This is a genomic window from Pontibacter qinzhouensis (genome assembly GCF_008017455.1).
GTDB lineage: Bacteria > Bacteroidota > Bacteroidia > Cytophagales > Hymenobacteraceae > Pontibacter > Pontibacter qinzhouensis.
Genome location: NZ_VRTY01000006.1, coordinates 14,728 through 38,572 on the forward strand (window position 1 = coordinate 14,728; position 23,845 = coordinate 38,572).

20 protein-coding genes are annotated in these 23,845 nt (G+C 48.4%); 9 read left to right on the forward strand and 11 right to left on the reverse strand.

Going from position 1 to position 23,845, the window contains the following annotated elements:
- Positions 1-22 precede the first annotated feature (22 nt).
- Positions 23-409, reverse strand: coding sequence for a hypothetical protein (locus tag FVR03_RS02405; protein WP_147920170.1), 387 nt, complete (start codon positions 407-409; stop codon positions 23-25).
- A gap of 311 nt (positions 410-720) precedes the next feature.
- Here FVR03_RS02405 and polA point away from each other — a divergent pair, with 311 nt between their 5' ends.
- A complete protein-coding gene (polA, locus tag FVR03_RS02410) occupies positions 721-3,573 on the forward strand; it encodes a DNA polymerase I (RefSeq protein WP_147920171.1) in 2,853 nt (950 codons plus the stop codon).
- Positions 3,574-3,905: 332 nt separating this feature from the next.
- Here polA and FVR03_RS02415 read toward each other — a convergent pair whose 3' ends face one another.
- Together FVR03_RS02415 and FVR03_RS02420 are read right to left on the reverse strand one after the other, a co-directional pair.
- Positions 3,906-5,237 (reverse strand): SGNH/GDSL hydrolase family protein, encoded by a 1,332-nt coding sequence (locus tag FVR03_RS02415; RefSeq protein ID WP_187270012.1) that lies wholly within the window; start codon positions 5,235-5,237, stop codon positions 3,906-3,908.
- Positions 5,238-5,254: 17 nt separating this feature from the next.
- Complete coding sequence (locus FVR03_RS02420) at positions 5,255-6,496, reverse strand: OmpP1/FadL family transporter (RefSeq protein WP_147920173.1); 1,242 nt, start codon at positions 6,494-6,496, stop codon at positions 5,255-5,257.
- 581 nt (positions 6,497-7,077) lie between these two features.
- On the opposite strand from FVR03_RS02420, the gene FVR03_RS02425 reads away from it, so the two are divergent.
- Positions 7,078-7,995, forward strand: coding sequence for an NAD(P)/FAD-dependent oxidoreductase (locus tag FVR03_RS02425; RefSeq protein ID WP_147920222.1), 918 nt, complete (start codon positions 7,078-7,080; stop codon positions 7,993-7,995).
- A gap of 31 nt (positions 7,996-8,026) precedes the next feature.
- Here FVR03_RS02425 and FVR03_RS02430 read toward each other — a convergent pair whose 3' ends face one another.
- Positions 8,027-8,869 (reverse strand): cyanophycinase, encoded by an 843-nt coding sequence (locus FVR03_RS02430; RefSeq protein WP_147920174.1) that lies wholly within the window; start codon positions 8,867-8,869, stop codon positions 8,027-8,029.
- Positions 8,870-9,277: 408 nt separating this feature from the next.
- Positions 9,278-10,147, reverse strand: coding sequence for a sterol desaturase family protein (locus FVR03_RS02435; protein ID WP_147920175.1), 870 nt, complete (start codon positions 10,145-10,147; stop codon positions 9,278-9,280).
- A 293-nt stretch (positions 10,148-10,440) separates the two neighbouring features.
- On the opposite strand from FVR03_RS02435, the gene FVR03_RS24220 reads away from it, so the two are divergent.
- Positions 10,441-10,605, forward strand: a complete 165-nt coding sequence (locus tag FVR03_RS24220; protein WP_187270013.1) for a hypothetical protein — start codon at positions 10,441-10,443, stop codon at positions 10,603-10,605.
- A gap of 293 nt (positions 10,606-10,898) precedes the next feature.
- Complete coding sequence (locus FVR03_RS02440; RefSeq protein WP_147920176.1) at positions 10,899-11,345, forward strand: hypothetical protein; 447 nt, start codon at positions 10,899-10,901, stop codon at positions 11,343-11,345.
- Between the two features lie 261 nt (positions 11,346-11,606).
- On the opposite strand, the gene FVR03_RS02445 is transcribed toward FVR03_RS02440, so the two are convergent.
- Together FVR03_RS02445 and arfB are read right to left on the reverse strand one after the other, a co-directional pair.
- A complete protein-coding gene (locus FVR03_RS02445) occupies positions 11,607-12,287 on the reverse strand; it encodes a hypothetical protein (protein WP_255474030.1) in 681 nt (226 codons plus the stop codon).
- Between the two features lie 179 nt (positions 12,288-12,466).
- Positions 12,467-12,883: an alternative ribosome rescue aminoacyl-tRNA hydrolase ArfB gene (gene arfB, locus FVR03_RS02450; protein WP_147920177.1), complete on the reverse strand. Its 417-nt coding sequence runs from the start codon at positions 12,881-12,883 to the stop codon at positions 12,467-12,469.
- 312 nt (positions 12,884-13,195) lie between these two features.
- Here arfB and FVR03_RS02455 point away from each other — a divergent pair, with 312 nt between their 5' ends.
- The 4 genes from FVR03_RS02455 (at position 13,196) to FVR03_RS02470 (ending at position 18,512) form a co-directional block, all read left to right on the forward strand.
- Positions 13,196-14,833: an alpha-amylase family protein gene (locus FVR03_RS02455; RefSeq protein WP_147920224.1), complete on the forward strand. Its 1,638-nt coding sequence runs from the start codon at positions 13,196-13,198 to the stop codon at positions 14,831-14,833.
- Between the two features lie 31 nt (positions 14,834-14,864).
- Positions 14,865-15,827: a TIGR03885 family FMN-dependent LLM class oxidoreductase gene (locus FVR03_RS02460; RefSeq protein ID WP_147920178.1), complete on the forward strand. Its 963-nt coding sequence runs from the start codon at positions 14,865-14,867 to the stop codon at positions 15,825-15,827.
- Positions 15,828-16,033: 206 nt separating this feature from the next.
- Positions 16,034-17,698, forward strand: a complete 1,665-nt coding sequence (locus FVR03_RS02465) for an alpha-amylase family protein (RefSeq protein WP_147920179.1) — start codon at positions 16,034-16,036, stop codon at positions 17,696-17,698.
- Positions 17,699-17,876: 178 nt separating this feature from the next.
- Positions 17,877-18,512, forward strand: a complete 636-nt coding sequence (locus FVR03_RS02470) for a YczE/YyaS/YitT family protein (protein ID WP_147920180.1) — start codon at positions 17,877-17,879, stop codon at positions 18,510-18,512.
- Positions 18,513-18,585: 73 nt separating this feature from the next.
- Here the strand turns inward: FVR03_RS02470 and FVR03_RS02475 are convergent, their stop codons facing one another.
- The 4 genes from FVR03_RS02475 to FVR03_RS02490 form a co-directional block, all read right to left on the reverse strand.
- A complete protein-coding gene (locus FVR03_RS02475) occupies positions 18,586-20,004 on the reverse strand; it encodes a thioredoxin-like domain-containing protein (RefSeq protein WP_147920181.1) in 1,419 nt (472 codons plus the stop codon).
- Between the two features lie 256 nt (positions 20,005-20,260).
- Positions 20,261-21,037 (reverse strand): TPM domain-containing protein, encoded by a 777-nt coding sequence (locus FVR03_RS02480; RefSeq protein ID WP_147920182.1) that lies wholly within the window; start codon positions 21,035-21,037, stop codon positions 20,261-20,263.
- 5 nt (positions 21,038-21,042) lie between these two features.
- Entirely contained in the window at positions 21,043-21,480 is a 438-nt protein-coding gene (locus FVR03_RS02485; RefSeq protein ID WP_147920183.1) for a TPM domain-containing protein, read from the reverse strand.
- Positions 21,481-21,603: 123 nt separating this feature from the next.
- Positions 21,604-22,182 (reverse strand): LemA family protein, encoded by a 579-nt coding sequence (locus FVR03_RS02490; RefSeq protein WP_147920184.1) that lies wholly within the window; start codon positions 22,180-22,182, stop codon positions 21,604-21,606.
- Positions 22,183-22,800: 618 nt separating this feature from the next.
- Between FVR03_RS02490 and FVR03_RS02495 the strand changes: the two genes are divergently transcribed.
- Positions 22,801-23,799 carry a sugar phosphate nucleotidyltransferase gene (locus FVR03_RS02495; protein ID WP_147920185.1) on the forward strand — a complete coding sequence of 333 codons (999 nt, stop codon included), beginning with the start codon at positions 22,801-22,803 and terminating at the stop codon, positions 23,797-23,799.
- Positions 23,800-23,845: the final 46 nt, after the last annotated feature.

Here is a 23,845-nt window from a genome sequence, read left to right on the forward strand (position 1 = left end):
AAATTAAGTAGGGTTGGGGCGGTTATTGTTTCGGCTCGTCTTTCAGAACGGCACCAGCTTCGTCTATACGAACGATACCTTTTTCCTGAGCGCTGTTAGTGCAAATCACTTCGTAAGTGTCTTTTTCACCTTCAGCATCGCCGGCTACTTTATATACTTCGTCAACTTTCCACTCCTGGAAGGCTTCCTGTGCTAATACTTCTTTTACTGGCTCTGGAAGTTGATCTTGTGTAACTTTCACTCTTTCTTTTTCCTGAGCTGTAGCAGCTGTTCCTTGCTCAGTAGTTGTCTGTTCTTCAGTAGTTGTCTGCTCCGTTGGAGGAGTCTGAGTTTCTGTCTGGGCGTTTGCATCTATAGATATAAATCCGAAAAGGGCGATTGCGGCTGCTAAAACGGTTACTTTTTTCATGTTTCTTAATTTTTCGTTTATTAAACATTTAAATTGTATTTGCCCTATTGAGATAACTGTGCCAGAAATAAAATTTATTTTAAACACTTGATATTCAGGTATTTAAATAATTTCATGCACCTCTACAGATTGGGGAACTGTGGGGCGGAGTGTAGAATAATTTCCACACTTTGTGGAGCTGGAGCAGAGATCCACAAAAATAGCCTGAAACTGTTTTCTTAAATTCCGTTTCTAGGAGTGCCGCCTTACACATGGTCTTAACATCGAAATCAGCGCTTACCTATAGTTGCAAATATTAACTAAATTGCCGCATGAGCGAACCAAGAAAAAAACTATTCCTGCTGGATGCCCTGGCCCTGATTTACCGGGCACATTTTGCTTTCAGTAAAACACCGCGCATCAACTCCAAAGGCATGAGCACCGGGGCTGCGCTCGGCTTTACCAACACGCTGGTAGAGGTGCTGACCAAAGAACAGCCTACACACATTGGCGTAGCCTTCGACTCACCGGCTAAAACTTTTCGCCACGATAGCTTCCCGGAGTACAAAGCAAACCGGCAGGCACAACCCGAAGATATTTCGATTGCCATTCCGTACTGTAAAAAAATTGTAGAAGCCTTTAACATCCCGGTGCTGATTATGGACGGCTATGAGGCCGACGACATTATTGGCACCCTTTCGTGCAAAGCCGAGCAAGCCGGTTTTGATGTGTACATGATGACACCCGACAAAGACTATTGCCAGATGGTGACCGAACACGTGTACCTCTACAAACCTGCTTTCCTGGGCAACGCCGTGGAGGTGTGGGATGTGCAGAAGGTGCTCGACAAGTGGGAGATAGAGCGGGTGGAGCAGGTAATCGATATTCTGGGTCTGCAGGGCGATGCTGTAGACAATATACCCGGCATACCTGGCATTGGTGAGAAAACAGCCAAATCGCTCATAAAGCAATTTGGCTCTGTAGAGAACCTCGTAGCCAGCACCGACCAGCTGAAGGGCAAGCAAAAGGAAAACGTTATAAACTTTGCCGACCAGGGCCTGCTCTCTAAAGAACTAGCTACCATTCACCGCGATGTGCCGATTGCTTTTAACGAAGAAGCATTGCTATATAACGGTCCGAACGAAGAGCAACTAACGGAGCTGTTTGCAGAGCTGGAGTTCCGGCAGCTGGCACAGCGCGTATTGGGTAAGTCGCTGGCATCGGCTACTGCGGCTGCACCGGCCATTGGTCGTAAGGCAAAAGCGGCAGACGCCTCGCAAACATCGCTATTTGGCGCTCCTGCCGCCTCCGAAACTGCCGAAGCACCTGCACCAGAAGCTGGCGAAGTGCTGCCGGCCCAAATGCAGACCATTAACACTACCCTGCACGACTACCACCTGATCAATACACCGGAGCTGCGCCAGAGCCTGGTGCAGTACCTGAAGCTGCAGGACGAAATCTCCTGGGATACCGAAACCACTGGCATCGATCCTATTACGGCCCGATTGGTAGGCATGTCGTTTAGTTACCGCCCCGGCGAAGCATACTATGTGCCGGTGCCGCACCAGAACCCCGACGAGGCACAACAGCTGGTAGAGGAGTTCCGGGAGGTGCTGGAAAACCCGAATATTGCCAAGGTAGGCCAGAACATAAAGTATGACATTACGGTGCTGAAGAAGTACAACGTGGAAGTGCAGGGGCCGATTTTCGATACTATGCTGGCGCACTACCTGCTGGAACCCGAAATGCGCCATAATATGGATGTGCTCTCGGAAACTTACCTGAACTACAGCCCGGTTTCTATTACAGCGCTCATCGGGCCGAAAGGCAAAAACCAGCTGACCATGGCCGACCTGAAGCCGGAGCAGGTAAGCGACTACGCTTGCGAGGATGCCGACATAACCCTTCGCCTGAAAAACTACTTTGAGCCGCTGCTGCAGGAACAAGGCCTCATGAAGCTGTTCCGGGAGGTAGAAACGCCGTTGGTACAGGTGCTGGCCGATATGGAGCACGAAGGCATTAGTATAGATGCCAATGCCCTGGCCGATATTTCGGTACAGCTGGAGCAGGAGATAGGGCAGATAGAGAAAAGTATTTTTGAAATAGCCGGCGAGAAATTCAACATCGGTTCACCAAAGCAACTAGGCGATATTCTGTTCGACAAGCTGCAGCTGCACGGCAAAAGCAAAATCAAAAAAACCAAAACCGGCCAATATGCTACCGGCGAAGAAATACTCTCGAAGCTGGCTGGGGAGCACGAAATCGTAAAGCTGATACTGGACCATCGGGAACTCTCGAAACTGAAGTCGACTTACGTGGATGCGCTGCCGCAGCTGGTGTGCTCACTCGATAACCGGGTGCACACTTCGTTTAACCAGGCAGTAACTGCCACCGGCCGCCTCAGCTCCACTAACCCGAACCTGCAGAACATCCCGATCCGTACTGAGAGAGGCCGCGAGATCAGGAAGGCGTTTGTGCCACGCAACAGCAAGCACCAGATTATTTCGGCTGACTACTCGCAGATAGAGCTGCGCATTATGGCCCATTTCAGCGGCGACGAAACCATGAAAACCGCTTTTAGAAATGGCCTCGATATACATGCCTCCACCGCCAGTAAAGTGTTTCATGTGCCGCTGCAGGAGGTGACTAGCGAGATGCGCCGCAAAGCCAAAACGATTAACTTTGGCATTATTTACGGCATTTCGGCTTTTGGTTTGTCGGAGCGGCTGGCCATACCACGGCGTGAGGCAGTCGATATTATTGAGGCTTATTTTCAGGAGTTCGATGCCGTAAAGGCGTATATGGATGGCGCTGTAGAGAAGGCACGTGAGCTGGAGTATGCCGAAACGCTGCTGGGCCGCCGCCGTTACCTCCGCGATATAAACTCGCGCAACGCTACTATCCGGAACTTTGCCGAGCGCAACGCCATTAACGCACCCATACAAGGCACCGCCGCCGACATCATTAAAATCGCCATGATCAACATTCAGGATTATCTGCGGCAGGAGAAACTGCAGACTCGCATGGTGCTGCAGGTACACGACGAACTCCTGTTCGATGCGCCGAAGGAAGAAGTGGAAATCGTAACGCCAAAAATAGTTGAGCTCATGACGAATGCGCTGCAGCTAAGTGTGCCCATGGAAGTAGGTTTAGGTGTTGGCAACGACTGGCTGGAGGCGCATTAGAAATTTTGATTGGATGAGTAATTGAGAGAATAGATTAACTTTTACCCTTGGCAAAAAAACGCCTGAAATCTTTCGGGAGGCCGTTTTTATTAGAATAATTGCTGGTTGACCTAAGTGTTAATTGTTAAATCGTTTTATGGTTAAATTGCTGATGTTGGGTGGGGTAAATTTTAATTAACTGATGAAGCGAAAGGAATTCAAAGCGCTTAACCCTTGACTGAAAAATGGCTAAAATCTCTCTGAAGGCAGTTTTCATTTGAATAATTTAACTTCTTTGCCATAAAAAAGGCTGCCAATAGTTGGCAGCCTTTTTTATGGCAAAGAAGTCATAGCTATGGCAGTAGCACTGCGCGGTACTTTGTTGCATCCACTGTCGGTATCTGAGCGCTATATTTTGCATTTATTGTTTTAATCATTTCGTTTGCAAGTATTGCATATCCTCTTGGCGTTAGATGAATGCCGTCTAAAGAGAATAAATTTCCTGTAACAAAAGTTGGAGCGTACGTTACTGCATCCATTACAAAGCCTCCTTTAATGGTATTAAAGTAGTTGTTAACATCAAAGAAAGCCAAGTTTTTAGCCGCCGCAATATTTTTGATTACCTGATTGTAGCTTGAGGTAAAGTCATTAATTTCATCAATCTCCCTCTCGCTTAAAAACAAGTTCCCTGGCAGAGGAACCTGTGACCCATACCCCTGCAAGGCTATTCCCTCTAAAGCAGGAAGTAACACTAGTTCAGTAGATTTGATTTGCCGAAAACCCGCGGGGGCATCAGGATCACGCACAATTAAAGGATTGGGCCCCAAAGTAAAAGTAATTCCCAAAGCGCCACTGCCGTATGCTGCATTTAAAGCATCTACCTGTGCCTGGGTGGTTAATGTAAGCGCATTATAGGGTACTGTTGTAAAAAATGGAACCGTCTTCACATCAGGAATATTTACTAAAATTCCTTCTGCGCCATTTGCAGTAAGATTATTTATAAAGTTTGTATAAATGTTTTCAAACGTCGCTTTGTTGGTCAGAGCCTGAGTAGGATTAGAAGGCTCTCCTCCTGCCAATGCATAACCTAAAACATCATTGCTGCCAAGCCACATAGAGAAGAAAGTTGGCTGAGACTCAAGAACTTCTTGTATGTATGCCTTATTTCCAACCTCAGCAGGTTCTAGAAGTCTTTCTAAATAAGGATTGCTGGCACCATATGCAGCAGATGCACTGGTCAAAACCGATATACCAGGAATGCCCAGGTTCTGCACGGGTTCTAAATATTTGGAAAGAGCTTTGGCTCCTCCGGGTAGTGTGCCTCCTCTTGTAGCCTGTGCCGCAACAGGTTCCGGAATAGGGATTCCTCCAACCAAGCTTCCTACTTTTATATACCCACTGCCATTTGCCTCAGCCTCAGAGAACAGCGGTTGTGCAAACTCGCCACCTCCTACTATTCTAAACTGTTGTGCAAGTATAGCAGGGTAAGAATTAAGCTGACCTTCGCGGTACAGACCGTTATCTTGAAAACCAGCTGTAAGCGAGTTGCCAACAGCCACATATTTAGTAAGATCAAGTTGGCTTCCTGCCGAGATACTTGGTACTTCTATCTCTGGTTCGCAACTGGCAAGGAACATACCGGCAGCAAGTGCCAGCATGACTGGTTTATAGAAAAACTTTTTCATATACATTAAATAACGAATCAAAATTTGTAGTTGAGCGCAATGCCAGGAATATAGGCCACAGACTTATAGGTTCCGGCTATGCCTCCAGATAAATCAGAAGCATCGGTTCTTTTCTTTTTGTTGATGTACAGAAAAGAGGCATCCACACTCAGGTCGTCAGATAGTTTGTAGCCAAAACCAACTGAAAGGCCACGTGAGTCAGAATCGGGCGTTTCGGGAGTCAGGTAACCTTCCTGCACCGGCGTACCGTCGTAGTAGGCACCAGCTCGCAGCGCAAACACATCAGACACATTGTATTCGCCACCTATGCGGTAAATGTAAGCATCTTTGTAATTACGGGCGTTTTCAGCAAAGTTGCTTCCGTTCACATCCTGGCTGTAGTCGAAACGCAGGCTCTTGTAAGCACTCCAGCCCACGTGGCTCACATCTACAGCAATAGTCAGGTCTTGGGTTGGCATAAAGCCAGCGCCTAAGGTAAGGGTTGCCGGCAGAGGCAAGGTAGCATCGAACTCAGTACCTGCCGGAAAGCGGCCTGCAATGGCTGGCGAAGTAGGAATGTTTGAGAACGTGACATCGCCCCCTGATACTTTCATATCTACTTTAGAGCGGTAGCTAAGGCCAAAAGAGAGCTGCTCAGATGGTTTGAAGAATATACCGGCGTTAAAGCCGACACCGTTTGCCTTGCCATCTAGTTCTGCATTAGCGTAAGCTCCTTCTGAATTTTGGAGTGGGAGGTCGCGCTGCAGGTTTACACCGCCAATGGCATATACAAAACCTGCTCCAATGCCTAACTGGTCGGTAATCTGGTAGCTCAGCGTTGGCTGAATAAAGATAGCCTGCAACGTAAGTTCCGATAAGGCAAAACGGCCATTCCAGTCGTTGCCCCAGTTTACAGTGCTGCCAAAGGGTGTATACACTCCTAAACCAGCCTTTAACTTATCGCTGATGCCAAAAACACCATACACATGAAAGGGAGTGCCCGTAGGGTTATCGGTCATGGCTGTTGCTCCGCTGGGCTCCGGGGCCTGGTAAGCAATTTTAGAGATAATGCCCGACGCACCAATGGTTACACCATTTTCGCGCAGGAAACTCATGGCTCCCGGGTTAAAGAAAATACTGGAAGTACCTGTTGTGATACCTGTACCAGTATGGCCCATACCAATCTGCCGCTGGCTCGCCAGGTTAACCTGGTAGCCGCCTGCCATTGCCGCACCTGATAGCAGAGAACCGACGATCAAAGCTAAAAATTTTTTTTTCATAAAAGTTTGTTGATTTTTTAAAGCACTTCGGGTAATTGTAAAGCCCATACTGTCAAGGCCTCATACAGGTTTCGTAAAACATTTTCAGACTTATTTTCTATTTCTGAGGAAATAGAAAATAAGTCTTAAATAGAATTAAACCTATATTTACAAACTACCTCCCATGCTGCCTTCTAACTAACAAACGTACTCAATATTTTAATCGGGTTGAGCAATCAGAGCAAATAAAAATTTCATAAAATACTGCTATACCAGCTCCGGCAGACATAAAGCCATCATCACTAAAGTTAAAATACTGGTAATGAGCTTTGTAAAATTAAAACAGTAAACTGTGCTGTTTATCCTATTCCCGTTGCCTCTCCTGCTTCATTCAGCAGGCAAACTGCTGTTCTGGTTTCGCATTGCAGTTGGCTTGGGCTTTACTCTTCCTGCTTAGCAAGAACCTGCTGAGAGGTGCTTTTGCAGCAGCAGAACCAGCAGACGAGTTGTTTAACCAGCTGTAGCGACAATTTATAGGTTCAGCCTTATCTTAAATGGCGACAATCCGTTTAACTAGTCTCAAAAGAAGACAGAAAGAACTGATGTACGATGTAATAATTATAGGTGGCGGACCAGCAGGTTTAAACGCTGCCATGGTGTTGGGGCGCTGCAGGCGCAAAGTGCTATTGCTAGACACAGGCAAGCCGCGTAACCGCTGGTCGCACAGCATGAATGGCTTTATTACCCGCGATGGCATAGATCCAAAAGAATTTCTGGAAATCGGAAGAACCGAACTGCAAAAATATAAGGTAGAGTTTGTTTGCAAGCTCGTGAAAACGGCCACCTACAGCAAAGGGCATTTTGTTGTGAACGACGAAGACGGTACTGTATACACCTCGCACAAGCTGCTGCTGGCCACCGGCCTGAAAGATAAATTACCGGAACTGCCAGGCATTGAAGAACTGTATGGCAAAACTGTACACCACTGCCAGTACTGCGACGGCTGGGAGTCTGGCGACAAAGCCATTGCCGTGTATGGCAAAGACAGGAGAGGAATAGGCCAATCGCTCGCCATGAAAACCTGGAGTGATAACGTTACCCTTTATACCGACGGCACCAACAAACTGGTACAAAGCGATTGGGATAAACTAAAGCTCAATGGCATAGCTGTTTGCACCGACAAAATAGACAGACTGGAAGGCGCAGACGGTAAACTGCAGCGAATTGTGCTTCGAAATGGCGATGTTCGGGAGCAGCAGGTTATGTTCTTTAGCACCGGCACCAAGCAACAATGCGACTTAGGGGTGCAATTAGGGTGCGAGTTCACGAACAAAGGCGTTATTAAAACCCGGCGGCTCCAGAAATCGAACATACCAGGGCTTTTTGTGGCCGGCGATGCTGCCCGCGATGTGCAAATGGTTATTGTAGCTGCAGCCGAAGGTGCAAAAGCTGGCGTTGCTATCAACATGGAGCTGGAGCAGCTTTACCTGGAACGCGAGCCTGCGTTGGCAAAGAGTTAGTGCACTGCCTGCCAGAGCCTACCTGTTCCTTTTATTCTGATGAGATGATGGGAGCCTGATCTGCTTTGGTCGGGGCTGCTGCAGCCGGAATAGCCTGGAACAGGTGCTCTTTAAGGCAATAGCGGTAGCCTTGCACCAGCAGGTGCATGATCAGGTGCTCCACGGCAATAGGCTCGTTTTCTTCTACCTGCCGCGTATTCGAGAACCGGACTTTACCCGCATCTATAATGGTTACCACACCTGTTCCAAACACTTCTACCTGGTCTCCATCTTTAATAATAATACCGGTTTCTTCGCTCAGGCCAATGCCGATGTACTCCTGGTCGTGGGCAACAGCGTGTGCCAACCGGCCAAAGCGGCCGCGTTCGGCAAAGTGCGTATCTATGTACACCTGCTGAATAAAGCCAAAGCCCTGAGTGGTTTTCATTTCGCCTTTAATGAGTGAGTAGTGCCCGTAGCCGTCGTAAATCATACGATCCGACATTACGGCTGCTCCGGCACTGGTACCAGCTATTATAATGTCGTCGTGTATGTAACGGCGGCGCATACTCTCCAGCAGCTGAGTACCTTCCAGAAACCTGGCCAGACGCACCTGGTCTCCTCCTGTAAAAAACACAACTTCGGCTATTTCTATCTGATGCAGGTTTTCAGGAGTGTCGGCTTCATTCGTTTCGTCTATGTGCATGAGCATCACATTGCTGCAGCCAAACTCTTCGAATGCTGCTATATAAGCGTTTCCCGAATCTTCTACTTCGGTGGCAGCTGTAGCAATAACCACAATATGCGAGTGGGCGCTGCAAATCTCGTTTCGGATTAACTTCAGCAGGCCATCATCGTCGCCGCCACCTAATGCTATCAGTCTCCCTTTTATCATACAGATTCGTTTTGTTCGTGTTCCCAAAGATATTATTATACTCAGGTAACGGCATCTGAGTTAAAACAATAATTAACCTGCCGTCGGCCAGGCCACAGGTTAACTACTATTTAACCAGGCAAAATTGAGTTACCCTGTCTAACCCTTGGCTGCTTTTTCCATTTTTTTCTTTGGAAGGCCATTTTCATTTAAATAATTTGGCCAGGAGTCAGTTATTTATGCAACGCTACCTTTTAGCTATCCTTTGCCTTCAGAAATATCAAAAATGAAATACGGGAAGTTTTGGGGCAGCCTATAGTACCGTACCAACCCTTGACAAGATTTCGGCAAAAAACCTTCTGAAGGGCTTTTTCATTTAAATAATTGCCGTTTAAGCTTTATCTCTTCTTTCATCTTACTTGCATAAAACTAGGGCAGCAATGGCAGGTGCCTGCCACTTTCAGAGGCTCGTTCAGGAGTGGTTCCGTCTGGCAGCTTCCAGGCACGCTGTTTCTGAAATGGCAGTTGCAGCAGCCAAAGCGGTGTTTGCTCCTCCAGGTTACGATAAGCCGGTGCACCTATGGTTATGTCCTCCTGCGGCACGTGTAGCTGCAGCGTACGATGCAGCCTGTCCCAGAAAGTAAAAATAACCGAGAAGTTGCTGTTCGTTTCCTGCGCCACAATAGAATGATGAATGCCATGCATGCGGGGCGTAACCACTACCTGCACCAGCTGTTGCTCGAGCTGCCAGGGCAGTCGCATGTTGCTGTGGTGAAAGGCGGTGCAGGCCTCGAAAAAGAACTCATACACCACCACCAGCCTGGCCGGCACCCCCAGCAACGCCATCATAGCGCCTCTAAACGGAACCGAGGCTATATTCTCTCCTATATGAAACCGCCAGGCAGTAGACACATCCAGGTCCAGGTCGATGTGGTGCACATTATGAAAACGCCACAGAACATCTAGCCGGTGCAGCAGCACGTGCCACAGGTAATTGCTGTAATCTAGCAACAGAAAGCCTGCTATATTGTTTAGCCAGCCTGGTAGCCGTAACAAAGGCAGCAGCCCTGCCCGGTGCTTACCCGACCACCTGGCTGCTGCATAAAGTGCGGGCAAAAGCAGCAGGCGCAGTGCAGGCAGGGCTAGCGCTGCCACCGATGCGTTCTGCAGGAGCCGCTCCTGTTTAGGTTGCGTTGGTTTCCGGAGTTGCCGCCGTGTTTCGAGCACCAGCAGCGCCACACCAAGCACCGCCAGCAGGGGCGCACCAACAGTGTCGAATTTAGGAAATCTGAATTTCATGTTTATAGCTACCAGCAAATTGCCGGTATGGTTGCAGAAGCCGGGTGTACCCTTGCCTCTCTGCTCAAAAGCACACCATTGTCCGCTTCCGGACAGCAGTGTGCAGGAATGTACACATTTTTCCAGGTTACCAGGTGCGCTGAAGCTGTTTAATACTTTATAAAGGAGATATAAGATATTGGCACAGAAAATGCTTTCAGCAAAATACCGGCTGAGACGAAAGAAACAGACTCAATATCTTGTTTATCAGCCAGGTATATTATGATCTTAAACCTAATTTAAAAAGTAAAACCATGAAAATCGTATCTTTGTTAGTAATCGTACTTATTTTATTTATCGGAATTATTAAGAAAACAGCCGACGACGTGCAGGAAATTGCTGTGAGAACTGAGCTGAAGCAGTACCCGAACCTACTGCCTACAGTAGAGGTTGTAGCCAAGCGCCTGCCACGCACCTAGCAGCCACTGCTTTACAGCCGGTGGCTTTGCCACCAGCACCCCTTTAACAGCTTTTCAGACTTTTTTGCGTATACAGCTTCACGGCATGTTACGCTGCCTCGTTTTAGCATGTTATTTTTTACGGCAGTGTACACCTGCACACCTTGTTTTCAGCTTAATTCATAGATTTTGCGGCTCAAGGCACATGTTACCATACCTACTTAATATTCCTTTTCAGAATAGAGGATCTTATGTAAATTTGTAGGTATTTTAGCGAGTAGGAGGTTAAATGATATTGTACTACTTTATATCATATGGGAAAGATACTTAGGCTCGGCAGGCAATATACTTTAGAGAGTTTTTACATTACCAGAGGCCTGTTACTATTCATTAAAATATATCAGGTAATAAAATATTTTTCGGCTAGTCGCAGTCCAAAGGCTGCAGGCAGCCGCTTATACACCACAACCTTTACCCGTTCTAAACCCAACACCTTAAGCCCCGATACCTTAGAAACCCTGGCTGTAACAGCGCTTCAGGCATGTGCGGCACAGCCCGCCAGGTTTCATGATTTATCGAAGCTGCTGACCCTTGAAGAAAAGAACAGGTCTTTATCATTCGACATTGGCGAGAACATGGCCCGCAATGGGTTAGCTGAGTTCTGTTTCAGGGCAAGCAGAATATGCATAAAAATAACACCGGAAGGTTTAAACTACTTAAAAGCACAGGAAAGCAGCCACTATAAACCCAAATTGGCTTAGGCACAGCAGTAACACCTCCTGCTAGGCTCATTAACCGCAACGGCCCCCACCGAAGCGCGCAAGTACAAGCCAGTAAAACAAGCTTAAATCAGGAATTATAACTGTAGCCAAAGTCAAGTGTTGCTTTCCGCAGAAGTCCGGCCCCCAGCCGGACTTCTGTATTTTAGCTCCGGCAAATTATTCTAATGAAAAAGCCCTTCCAAAGCCTTTAGAGCATAGTTAGTGCCAAGGCTTTGGAAGGGCTTTCGCCTGTGTATTTCCTTAATCTTCTTTTTTCTTAAAGATGTCGCGGAAGGTTGGTTTTTCTTCTACTTTGGGCGGTTCCTCTTTTTTAAAGATGCCGCGCAACCCTTTTTTCTTCTCCTCTTTTGGCGGCTCCTTCTTTTTAAAAATATCCAGAACACCCGGCTTTTCCTCTACCTGCTGCTTTTTCTTGCTTTTGCTCTTGGTGTCTTCTTCTTTATTCCCAAATGGCCACAAGCTTTTCTTTTTCTTCTTCTCCGCCAGAATAACATACCTGATCGAAATACCTGTAGACAAGGCTACCCAATCTTCGTGGTTCACATGAAAAGCAGGTTTTATGTCTGTTGAGATTAGAATAGGCAAGCCATTGACCTTATACTCCAGCCCCAGAATAGCGTCGAGGCCGGTAAAAGCACCACTGTCTTTCAGGTTGCCCACATGCGCGCCAGCTCCCAGGTAGTAGTTCAGGCGCCTGCCCAAAATGGGCCGGTGCCACTCATACAAAGCCGTAGCGCTTACCTCGCGGGTGCCCACTGCAAAAATGCCTTCTATGGTCGATTTCTCGAAAACCCGCTGCTGTATTGTTAGCCCCAGCCGCTCACCATCTAACCTGATACCGGCAGCAGTACGATACACCTGCGCCTGACCAACAGAGGCCGCACCCATAAGCAGGCAGCCAATTAAAAAGCTTTTTTTCATTCTATAAATATTCTACTGCTGCCCCTGCAAATACCTTACCTAATGTAGGGCTTTGCGCCGTGTGCAGCAGCTAACCAACTTGTTTTAAAAAAAATACTCTGAGTATGAGCTTCTAATGATTTTCAGGTTCTTGAAAGTAATCTTCTAAACATGCTTTTTCCGGCACCTGACAAATGCCCTTACTCTGCTTCGCCCCTGAACCTGCCCCTGCCCGACTTTTTGTCGCTCTGCTTGCGTTTGCTTTCAAGCCTTTGCTTTACGGAGCCATGCGTTGGCTTGGTGGCTTTTCGCTTTTTCTGTTTTGTAAGTGCCTGTTGCAGCAGCTCATAAAATTTCCGGATGCACGCTTCTTTGTTCTGCAACTGGCTCCGCTCTGCCTGGCACACCACCTGCAGGTAGCCATCGGAGGTAATACGGTTGGTCAGTTTTTCCTGCACCAGGGCTTTTTCATCGTCGGTGAGTAGTGCCGAGTTGGCCACCAGAAACCGCAGTTCCACCTTGGTAGACACCTTGTTTACATGCTGCCCGCCAGCGCCACCACTCCTCGAAACCTGAAATTCAAGTTCTCTTGAAAAATCTCTTTCGCTTAAACGCATACCTGTTCTGTTTCTTGTTAGGGCTGCTGCGCCACGCTGGCTACCCTCTGCTTATAACCATAAAGCTTGTAAATACCGTAAACCGGATACACGAGTTAAGGCAGCCAGCACTTTACCTATAAATTAAACCTGGTAAAGAGTAGTTCTGCCGCACAAAACATACGCTCAAAGTTAATTGTTCTGACCTATAAAGTAACTTAAAACCGCACCTATGATAAAAGAAACAGCCCCAGGAACATGTACTGCTCCTCTAATGCCCATACAAAAGAACAGCACCGGCCACCGTGTTAACCGCTTAAAATGAAAACTGCTATGCTAGAAAAAGACCATTGGTACAAAGGAGGCGTATGGTATGCGCTTGATGTAGAAACTTTTCAGGACTCTGATGGCGATGGTGTCGGCGATTTTCAGGGTCTCATCAGCCGCCTCGATTATTTGTCGACGCTGGGGGTAACCTGTATCTGGCTCCTGCCTTTTTACCCCAGCCCCGGCCTCGATAATGGCTACGATGTAATGGATTACTATAACGTAGACAAGCGACTAGGCTCTTTGGGCGACTTTACGGCTTTTGTGCGCGAGGCCCGGGAGCGGGGTATGCGTGTACTCATCGACCTGGTCGTGAACCACACCTCGTGTGAGCACCCCTGGTTTCAGGAGGCGCGGAAAAACAAAAATTCGAAGTACTACAAATACTACATCTGGCGGAAAGAAAAACCTGAAGACTCGCATGCGGAGCCTATGTTCGGTGGCGAAGAAGACGACATCTGGTCTTACGACGAAGAGGCACAGGAATACTACCTGCACCGCTTCTACAGCCACCAGCCCGACCTCGAAATTACGAACCCTGATGTGCACAAGGAGATCTTTAACATCATGGGCTTCTGGCTGGCACTAGGCGTTTCGGGTTTCAGGGTAGATGCCGCCCATATTCTGGTGCAGGACGACAGCGACGAAACAGCAGAACACTTTTACGAGCTGTTAGAAGACATGCGCTCTTACATTAACAACCATAGCACCGATGCCATTTTGCTGGCCGAAGCGACCGGCCCGCCAGAAATGATCGCCAATTTCTTTAAGGAAGAAACCCGCATGCACATGGCCTTTAACTTTCTGATGAACCAGCACCTGTTCCACGCCATGGCCATACAAGACGCAGCTCCTCTTAAAAAAGGCTTTGCCCTGCTGCCCGACAAACCCGAAGCCTGCACCTGGCTCAACTTTTTGAGGCACCACGATGAGCTTACTCTTGTAGATCTCGATAAAAAAGACATTGAAGAAACCTTTGCCGCCTTTGCTCCTGAAAAAAACATGCAGATTTTCGGGCATGGTATTCGCCGCAGGCTGGCTCCTATGCTGGGCAACAACAGGCAACAATTAGAGCTCTGCTACAGCCTGATGTTTAGCTTGCCCGGCACGCCGCTCATACAGTATGGTGCCGAAATAGGCATGGGCGACGATTTATCGCTGCCAGGCCGTATTAGTGTGCGCACAGCCATGCAATGGTCTTCTACCGAAAAGAACGGAGGCTTCTCTACCGCTCCTGCCGATCAACTGGTGCGCCCTGTTATTAGCGGTGGGCCTTACGGTTTCGAGGAGGTATCGGTGCGAGACCAGCAAAATAACAGTTTCTCGCTCCTGAACTGGATAGAGCGCCTGATCCGGATAAGGAGGCAGTGCCATGAGATAGGGCGCGGCAAATGGGAATTAATTGAAACCGGGCAGAAGTCGGTGCTCGCGCATAGCTGCACCCTGTACTCCACCCTCCTTGTGTTTCATAACCTCTCCGAAACGCCCTGCTCTTTTACTGTGCCATCGGCGTTACTGGAGGCAGCAGAGGCTACCGAGTATTTAAGCGACCAATCGTACAGCCGCCCCGATGCAAACGATAAGCTGCTGGAACTCGGCCCCTACGGTTACCGCTGGTTCCGGGTAAGACATAAGATGCTGTAAAGACAAAAAACTGAAAGAAGCAGAGAAAAACATGATACGGATAGGATACCAGGCATCGCATGAGCAGTATACGCCCAGTGCTTTACTAAAATATGTAAAAATGGCAGAGCAGGCCGGTTTTAAAGCCTGCAACTCCTCAGACCATTTCCACCCCTGGAGCCACGACCAGGGCGAAAGCGGTTTTGCCTGGTCGTGGCTGGGAGCTGCCATGCAGGCTACCTCACTCGATTTCGGAATTGTGAATGCTCCTGGCCAGCGGTACCACCCGGCCATAATTGCGCAGGCTGCCGCTACCCTGGCAGAGATGTTTCCGGAGCGGTTCTGGGTGGCACTGGGCACCGGGCAATACCTGAACGAGCACATAACCGGCACCGTATGGCCGCTAAAGCAGGACCGTAACAACCGCCTGAAAGAGTGTGTGGATATTATCAGAGCGCTTTGGGCCGGCGAAACGGTTACGCACCACGGCCTGGTTACCGTTGAAGAAGCCACGCTCTTTACCCGCCCTGCCACACCACCGCCTATTATAGGAGCTGCCATAACACCACCAACCGCCAAATGGGTAGGCAGCTGGGCCGATGGCCTTATTACAACAGCACGGCCTCCGGAAGAACTTAAAAAAATGGTAACGGCCTTTAAAGAAGGTGGAGGCGAAGGCAAGCCCATGTTCCTGAAAGTAGAAATCTCTTTTGCCAAAACCGAAGCAGAGGCTCTTGACGGTGCTTATGACCAATGGCGCTCCAATATTTTTACCAGCAGCGTGCTAACCGAGCTCAGAACCGCCAAGCAACTGCAGGAGGCAGCGCAGCTGGTTCCTAAAGAGATTATGAAAGAACATGTGCTCATTTCTACCGAGCCGCAGCAATACACCGAGTGGCTGCAGCAGTATGTAGACCTGGGCTTTACAACGCTGGTGCTCCACAACGTTAACCTGGAGCAGGAGCGCTTTATAGAGATTTTCGGAGAGAAGGTACTGCCACACTTCCACCAATAACCCTTGAGCCTTTTGAGCTTAAAAAGCTTCGGGAGGCTGTTTTTATTAGAATAATCTGATGGTTGCTTGTTAAATGGTTGTTAATTGTTGATTGCTGGTTGTTGAATGCTAGATATAGAAGATGTTATTTCAACTCATAACTTTTAACTAATCAAAAGTGCCTTTTCGTTTAAATAAAATTCGTAAATCCGCTCACAAAATAAAACATGATAGAAAAAGACTTCTGGTACAAAAATGCAGTACTGTATACCCTGGATGTGGAAACGTTTCAGGACTCTAACAACGATGGCGTAGGCGATTTCAGGGGTCTGATCAGCAGGATAGACTATTTGGCGACGCTGGGCATTAACTGCATCTGGCTGCTGCCGTTTTACCCATCACCTAACCACGACAACGGCTACGACATTACCGACTACTACAGCGTAGACAGCCGCCTCGGCAACCTCGGCGACTTTGCCAGCTTTATTCAGGCGGCCAATGAGCGGGGCATTCGGGTAATCGTAGACCTGGTTATAAACCATACCTCTAACCAGCACCCCTGGTTTCTGGAAGCCCGAAAAGACAAAAACTCTCCTTACCGCGAGTACTACACCTGGAGCAAAGAGGAGCCAAAAAACCCCGAGTACGAACCTGCTTTTAAAGGTGAAGACGACAGTATCTGGGAGTACGACGAAGTAGCCAAAGAGTACTTTCTGCACCGTTTCTACAACCACCAGCCCGACCTGAACCTGGCTAACCCCATGGTGCGCAAAGAAATTCACCAGATCATGGGTTTCTGGCTGGCCCTGGGTGTGTCTGGGTTTAGAGTAGATGCGGCTCATATTTTAGTTGAGAACGACGACCCGAAAGACCAGGGTGAGTTTCATGACCTGATAGAAGACATGCGTGAGTTCATTACCTCCCATAGCCGCGATGCCATTTTACTGGCAGAGGCCTCAGGCCCTCCCGAAGTAGTTGGCAAGTTCTTTAAGGGCAAAGAGCGCATGCACATGATGTTCAATTTCCTGCTCAACCAGCACACGTTCCATGCTTTAGCCATAGAAGAGGCAGAACCGATCCGGAAAGGCATTTCTATTTTACCTAAAAAAGATATGTCATCTGCCTGGCTTAACTTTTTGCGGCACCACGACGAGCTGAACCTCGAAGACCTGGAGAAAAAAGAGCAGCAGGCTGTTTTCGATAAGTTTGCCCCGAGCAAAGACATGCTGATTTTTGGTCGTGGTATTAAGCGCCGCCTTGCCCCGATGCTAAACGGAGACCAACGCCGGCTCGAACTGGCCTATAGCCTGCTTTTTAGCTCACCTGGCACACCGGTTATTCAGTATGGTGCCGAAATAGGCATGGGCGACGATATTTCGCTGCCCGGCCGCAACAGCGTTCGCACCGCCATGCAATGGTCGCCGGAGCGGAACGGAGGTTTTTCGGAAGCAGCTCCCTCCAAACTTACACGGCCAGTTATTAGCCAGGGCGATTACTCGTATAAGCGCCTGAACGTTATTCAGCAGCAGTGCCAGCCAGGCTCTTTACTCAACTGGATGGAGCGCCTGATCCGGCTGCGTCGCCAGTGCCCGGAGGTTGGAAACGGCGAACTGGAGGTGCTGAAGGTAAAGCACAAAGCAGTACTGGCCTGTGCCTACAAAATGGTTTTTGAACTGGTGGTGGTGCATAACCTGGGGTCGGAGGAATGTGAGGTGGAGCTGCCGCTGCTCCGGGAAGACAACGAGAGTCTGATCGAAATTTTTAGCGATAGTACTTATGATACCCCAAAAAAGGGGGAGATGAAGCTAAAACCTTATGGCTACCGTTGGTTCCGCATCCGGAAAAAAGAACTTCGGGACGAGACAGTTAAGAAGAAGAAAAAGACAAAATAACGGTTAACCAGCCGCGCCTGCACACCAGAACAGGTGCTTTGTAAACCTGCCATATGGAGTTCGTCAGCAACCGGGGAGAATAAGGGCTTGCTTCCTGTTGCTGATGGGCTCTTTTCTTTATACCGATAAAAATGCTGAACTTGCGCCTGTTTTACGATTAAAGCAGGCAAGCCGATTTATGCGCGAGAAAGTAGTACAGTATGTTTTTTTCTTTGCCGGATTAATATTTATCGCCTTCGGTAATGCACTCGCCGTTAAAGTTAAGTTTCTGGGCCTGAACCCCTGGGAGGCGCTGAATGTAGCACTTTTTCAGAAGTTTGGCCTCACTATTGGCGCCTGGAGCACCATTACAGGCTTACTCCTGCTGGTGGTGGCACTCTTTGTAAAACGCACCTACGTCAGCATCGGCACTTTCCTGAACGCCCTGCTCATCGGCCCCATCATGGACTTTTTCCTTTGGCTCGGTTTCCTCCCGAATGCCACGCATACCCCCCTCGATTATGTAATTTTAGCCTGTGCCATTCTACTGGCTGGCACGGGCGGCGGTTTATATGTTTCCGGAGGCGTAGGAGCCGGCCCAAAAGACGGTTTCATGCTAACAGTGGCCGAAATGACAAAGCTCTCGGTTAGCCGTGCCCGCATGGCAGTGGAGCTGGTGGTGCTGGTTATCAGTTATTTTCTGGGCGGGCCTGTATTTGTGGTCACGTTTTTCTACACGCTGCTCCAAAGCCCTATTTTCCAGGTAAGCCTGAAGTTTTTCGGCAGACTACGGGTATCGCTTACAGAGAAGTGGCAGACGCAGAGTTCCAATTAAAACGAACATCAGACACAGCATACAAGTTTTAAGACTATTTTTCAGAAAACTGCACCTGCTCAATAACAATACTCTATAAATTCTGCACCACCACTTCTTCCTTCCCGCCAGTGTGCAGGTCTACTTTAAAAAGCTGGTGGCTGTTGGTGCTGGTAACCCAGAGTATTCCATGCAGGTACATGATGTCGTTTGGCTCCGAAAAACCTTCGGCCAGCGTGCTGACGCGGTTCCGCTCCAGGTCGAGTATTTTCACCTTGCCGTTGTAGGTATCTGCAATGTAGATGTTGCTGTCTATTACCTCTACGCCTACACAATGCTGGAGCAAGGCATCGTTTACTGCACCGTCTACATCACCAAAATCAAAAAGCCCCCAACCAACCAGAGTCAGCACCATTTCCGACTCCAGGTTAAGCGTACGAATAGCACTAGCCTCAGCATCTGCTATGTACAGCACGTGCCCGTTTATAGCTAAACCACTCGGCTGGTTAAATGCAGCCTCCAGGAGCAAGCCATCGGTCAAGGCTTCGCGGCCGCTGCCGGCAAAGCGGTACACTTTTTCGGTGCCCAGGTTCATGCGCAGAATCTGGTGGTTGCCGGCGTTGGCTATGTACAGGTGGTCGTGTACGAGCAGCAAATCCCAGGGGCTGTTGGGGTTTATGGGTTCACCTATTTTATCGTTGATAAAGTAGTAGCCGAGTTCTCCGGTGCCAGCTGCTGTCGTTACCTGCCTTTGCTGCAGGTCTACCTTCCGGATAGCATTATTTTTGGAATCGGCTATGTAGAGCGTTTGCCTCTGCAGCGCCAGCCCATGCGGCTCCCGGAAAGTGGCGGAGGCAAAGTCTCCGTCCGAAAAGCCTGCTTCGCCAGAGCCAATTACCTCCAGCACCTGCCCCTGCTGGTTTAGTTTCAGGATGCGGTTGTGGCCGCTGTCGGAGAGGTAGATGTTGCCATCTTCGTCGCTGATAAGTTTTGAGGGGAAGGATAAAACAGTATTTTCGGGATGTTCCCCGTGGAAACCAAAGGATTCCAGGCTCAAGGTCTCAGCAAAGTCCTCCTTCATTTTCTGAATATAGGGCTGCGCCTTCTCGTATACCCCTTCCCCGGCATGCTGGCCAACTACTTTGCCGTTTGGGTCTATGAGCACTACTGTAGGCCAGGCTCTAATGCCGTACTGGTTCCAGAGGTAATAGTCAGCATCGTTTACCACCGGGTGCTCCACACCAAATTTTCGGATGGCTTGCCTGATGGTATCGTTGCTTTTTTCAGCTTCGAATTTAGCGGAATGTACGCCAACTACGACTAATACATCCGTAAATTCTTCTTCCAGCCGCTTCAGGTCCGGCACAATGTGCTGGCAGTTAATGCAGCCAAAAGTCCAGAAATCCAGCAGCACAATTTTGCCTCTGAAATCTTTGATAGACCAGTTCCGGTCTGTGTTGAGCCAACCAAAATGAGTGTTTAGTTCAGGTGCGTTTACGCGTCCGGTAAGCATAGGCGATGCAGCTTTTGAGGAGTTTAACTCGTTTTCTGTTACCGGAATAGGTGGGAGAAGGTTGTAGAAGAGACGCTAGACACAGGACGTAAGACACAAGACTTTTGCATGAAATGAAGAAACAGGAACTCACAGTCTAACTAGATAAAGACTTATCTTATTCGCTCAATCACTCATTCAAAATTCCCGTGCAACCAAATTATTCTAATGAAAAAGGCCTTTCAAAGCCTTATGATGCTCCGGAAGGCCAAGGGTCTTACCAGCTGCTGCTGGCGCCGCCGCCTCCAAATGAGCCTCCTCCAAAACCTCCGAAGCCGCCACCTCCGCCGCCAAAACCGCCTCCTCCGAAGCCACCGCCTCTGCCAAAGCCACCCGGAATAAAAATGGGGCCACCACCTAAGGTACGGGCACCTCTGCGGCCACCTCTGCCACCGCCGCCACCTCTCCTGGAGATGAAGAACACGATCAGCATGACAATAATAATGATGAAGAAAATAGAAGGACCTCCTTCCTCGTCGCCGCCTTGTTGCCGTGGGTCGGCCTGGTACTCGCCGCTGGCCAGGCTAAAGATGCGGCTGGTGGCCTCATCTAGACCTTTGTAGTAGTTGTTCTGCTGGAAGTTTGGTTTCAGAATATTTTCTGTAATGCGCTTGGCAATGCCATCGGTTATGAAGTGCTCCACGCCATAACCAGTAGCTATTGCTACCCGGCGTTCGTTTTTCGCAACTAATATTAGCAAGCCGTTGTCGTTGGCTTTGCTACCGACACCCCATTGTTCGCCTAAGCGAGCGGCGTAATCGTCTATAGCATAGCCGCCGATCGAGGTCAGGGTTACTATTGCGATTTGGGTGGAGGTGGTGTCGTTGTAGTTTACCAGCTTCCGCTCCAGGGCTGCCTCCTCTTCTGCGCTTAACATGTTGGCCAGGTCGTTTACAAGCCGTGGCGGGTTAGGGCGCGGCGGAAAATCGCTGTTCTGGGCAAAAGCCAGTACGCTGGCCAAACAAAAGTATATCGCAAAAATCAGGTGCTTCATAGTATTTATTCTCCGAAAGAGATATCGTCTTTGAGTTCGTTGATATCGCCTTTCTGGTTGTAAGGAAAGTGTACCTGCAGTTGCTCGCCTGCCATGAGTATGCCTTCAGACAAACCCTGCGCGTATCGTTTCTCCTTGAAATGTGAAATAACTTTTGCCGTTACGTCTTCCCAGAAATGCTCCGGCACAATGGCATTAATGCCGGCATCGCCCAGAATAGCGAACTGGTGATCGAGCAGGGCCACATAAAACAGCACCCCGTTACGCCCCTGCGTCTCGTGCATGTGCAGTTCGGCAAACACCTCTGTTGCACGGTCTAGAACCTTACCTTTGCAGTTGTTCTCTATGTGCACACGTATCTCACCAGAGGTATTTTTTTCGGCCTCCGCAATAGCCGCCACAATCTGCTGCTCGTCGGCTTCGGTTATGACATCTTTTGGCATTTCTTTGGTTGTTGGTTGTTTATTGTTGTTTGTTGGTTGCTAGTTGCTGATTACTAAACAATCAGTGTGTTTTTATACTTACAGGATCTGAGAACTTAACAATCAGCAACTAACAACCAACAATTAAAACTGTACCGTTGGGGCGCGTTCTGCACCTGGGTCAGCCTGGAAGTGGCCTTTCCGCTCAAACCCGTAAATGCCTGCCATCAGGTTATTGGGGAACGAGCGCACGGTGGTATTGTAGTCCTGCACCATCTCGTTATACTTGCGCCGCTCAGTACTGATGCGGTTTTCGGTACCCGAGAGTTCGGCCTGCAGTTCCAGAAAGTTATTATTCGCTTTTAGCTCAGGGTATGCTTCTGCTGTAGCCAGTAACCTCGACAGGGCTCCGCTTAGCTGGTTTTGCGCCTGCTGAAACCGCTCAATATTCTCAGGTGTCAGGTCATCGCTGCTGATCTGGATGCTGGTAGCTCTGGAACGGGCATTTATCACGGCTTCGAGGGTTTCTTTCTCAAAATTGGCGGCTCCCTTTACCGTATTCACCAGGTTTGGAATCAGGTCGGCACGGCGCTGGTAAGAGTTTTCTACGTTGGCCCACTGGCCCTGCACTGCCTCATCTTTCTGCACCATAGTGTTATAGCCGCAAGACGATTGCGAGGCTAGAATAACAAACCCGATCAGGTAAAAAAATAGCTTTTTCATAAATAAAAGTTAAATAACAGTTCTTCGCTTCTTGTAGTATAGGGCGCGATATCACTACGAAATTAATAAATCATCGTTTACTTTAACGCTAAACATATTAGAAATTATATACTAGCGGTTAAATGTTCCGCACATTCAACTAAAACACCTTGGATGAACCCTTGGCAGAATTCTGGCAAAAACCTTCTGGAGGCTGTTTTCATTCAAATAATTTAGATGCTACCACTGAAACAGGTTGAGTTACCTGGCAAGCCTTGCTTGTATGTAGCCTTCAGACGTTAACTTAACTCAAGTAGTGCTAAGATGGCAATAGTGGGGGTGGGGCAGTGGAAGTAGAAACAACCCTTTTGCTACCGTACAAATGAATTATTCCAATGAAATCACCCTTCAAAAGCAAAACCGGTGTTTTTGGCCTTAGGGTGTTACATGAACAGACAGGAATATAGAATATCCTTGTACTCCCTATTTTCAAATCTTCACATCTGCCGATCCTGATCTGCCAACTTCCTATCAAAAAGGTCGTATTTGCTGCTAAAATCATAGCAAATGCGTAGTTTTGGAGGTGCAGGTGTTATAGATTGAGGCCGAAAATTGATATATTGCCTCAAATTGCGATTTATGAAAGTAGTTATACCCGTTGCAGGAGTTGGTTCAAGACTCCGTCCGCACACGCATACGCAACCAAAGTCGCTGGTGCCTGTAGCAGACAATACGATTTTAGGTCATATTATAGAGCGATTGCTGGAGGCTGGTATACAAGACTTTGTCTTTATTATCGGGTACCTGGGCGAGAAGATAGAGAATTATGTGCGGCAGAAATACCCCAACATAAAAAGCGAATTTGTGGTGCAGGAGCCGCGCGAAGGTCTGGGGCATGCGCTTTGGGTAGCCCGCGAAACCTACCGCACAGAAAGCAGCATCCTGATTATGCTCGGCGATGCCATTGTGGATGTCGATTTTGAAGCCGTTATACAGGCGCCACACTCGGTGCTGGGCGTTAAGAAAGTATCGAAGCCTTCGCTTTTCGGCGTAACAGAGGTGGGGTCAGATGAGTTTATAACCAAGCTTGTCGAGAAACCCATGATCCCGAAGTCGAACTTTGCACTGGTAGGGCTTTATAAAATTATTCAGCCCGATAAGCTGGTGGAGTCGCTGGAGTATATTATTCAGGCCGACATCCGTACCCAAAACGAATACCACCTCACCGATGCCCTCATGCACATGATCCGGAACGGCGAGAAAATGACCACCTGGGGCGTAGATAACTGGTTCGACTGCGGCCGCAAAGAAACGCTACTCGAAGCTAATGCCACTTTACTGAGCCGGCCTGAGTTCCGCAAAAGAGACTACAGCCAATTCCCCAATACCATTATTATACCGCCGGTTAGCATCGGGGAAAATTGCCAGGTAGCCAATTCTATAATCGGCCCGTATGTGGCTATCGGCGATAACACCATTATTACTTCCTCCATCCTCAGCAACTCTATTATCGGATCCTTCAGCGAACTGCAGTATGCCGTTATGCGCGATTCCATTATCGGCTCCGACGCTTCTTTTAAAGGTCTCAGCCACAGCCTCAACATCGGCGACAGCACCGAAATCAATTTCGGACAGTAGCTGGTTAATGTGCTAATTTTTTAATTTTGAATTTTGAATGACTGAG

Coding starts and splice junctions, on each gene's coding strand:
- FVR03_RS02405 (WP_147920170.1), bottom strand. CDS start 409: ATGAAAAAAGTAACCGTTTTAGCAGCCGCAATCGCCCTTTTCGGATTT.
- polA (WP_147920171.1), top strand. CDS start 721: ATGAGCGAACCAAGAAAAAAACTATTCCTGCTGGATGCCCTGGCCCTG.
- FVR03_RS02415 (WP_187270012.1), bottom strand. CDS start 5,237: ATGAAAAAGTTTTTCTATAAACCAGTCATGCTGGCACTTGCTGCCGGT.
- FVR03_RS02420 (WP_147920173.1), bottom strand. CDS start 6,496: ATGAAAAAAAAATTTTTAGCTTTGATCGTCGGTTCTCTGCTATCAGGT.
- FVR03_RS02425 (WP_147920222.1), top strand. CDS start 7,078: ATGTACGATGTAATAATTATAGGTGGCGGACCAGCAGGTTTAAACGCT.
- FVR03_RS02430 (WP_147920174.1), bottom strand. CDS start 8,869: ATGATAAAAGGGAGACTGATAGCATTAGGTGGCGGCGACGATGATGGC.
- FVR03_RS02435 (WP_147920175.1), bottom strand. CDS start 10,147: ATGAAATTCAGATTTCCTAAATTCGACACTGTTGGTGCGCCCCTGCTG.
- FVR03_RS24220 (WP_187270013.1), top strand. CDS start 10,441: ATGAAAATCGTATCTTTGTTAGTAATCGTACTTATTTTATTTATCGGA.
- FVR03_RS02440 (WP_147920176.1), top strand. CDS start 10,899: ATGGGAAAGATACTTAGGCTCGGCAGGCAATATACTTTAGAGAGTTTT.
- FVR03_RS02445 (WP_255474030.1), bottom strand. CDS start 12,287: ATGAAAAAAAGCTTTTTAATTGGCTGCCTGCTTATGGGTGCGGCCTCT.
- arfB (WP_147920177.1), bottom strand. CDS start 12,883: ATGCGTTTAAGCGAAAGAGATTTTTCAAGAGAACTTGAATTTCAGGTT.
- FVR03_RS02455 (WP_147920224.1), top strand. CDS start 13,196: ATGCTAGAAAAAGACCATTGGTACAAAGGAGGCGTATGGTATGCGCTT.
- FVR03_RS02460 (WP_147920178.1), top strand. CDS start 14,865: ATGATACGGATAGGATACCAGGCATCGCATGAGCAGTATACGCCCAGT.
- FVR03_RS02465 (WP_147920179.1), top strand. CDS start 16,034: ATGATAGAAAAAGACTTCTGGTACAAAAATGCAGTACTGTATACCCTG.
- FVR03_RS02470 (WP_147920180.1), top strand. CDS start 17,877: ATGCGCGAGAAAGTAGTACAGTATGTTTTTTTCTTTGCCGGATTAATA.
- FVR03_RS02475 (WP_147920181.1), bottom strand. CDS start 20,004: ATGCTTACCGGACGCGTAAACGCACCTGAACTAAACACTCATTTTGGT.
- FVR03_RS02480 (WP_147920182.1), bottom strand. CDS start 21,037: ATGAAGCACCTGATTTTTGCGATATACTTTTGTTTGGCCAGCGTACTG.
- FVR03_RS02485 (WP_147920183.1), bottom strand. CDS start 21,480: ATGCCAAAAGATGTCATAACCGAAGCCGACGAGCAGCAGATTGTGGCG.
- FVR03_RS02490 (WP_147920184.1), bottom strand. CDS start 22,182: ATGAAAAAGCTATTTTTTTACCTGATCGGGTTTGTTATTCTAGCCTCG.
- FVR03_RS02495 (WP_147920185.1), top strand. CDS start 22,801: ATGAAAGTAGTTATACCCGTTGCAGGAGTTGGTTCAAGACTCCGTCCG.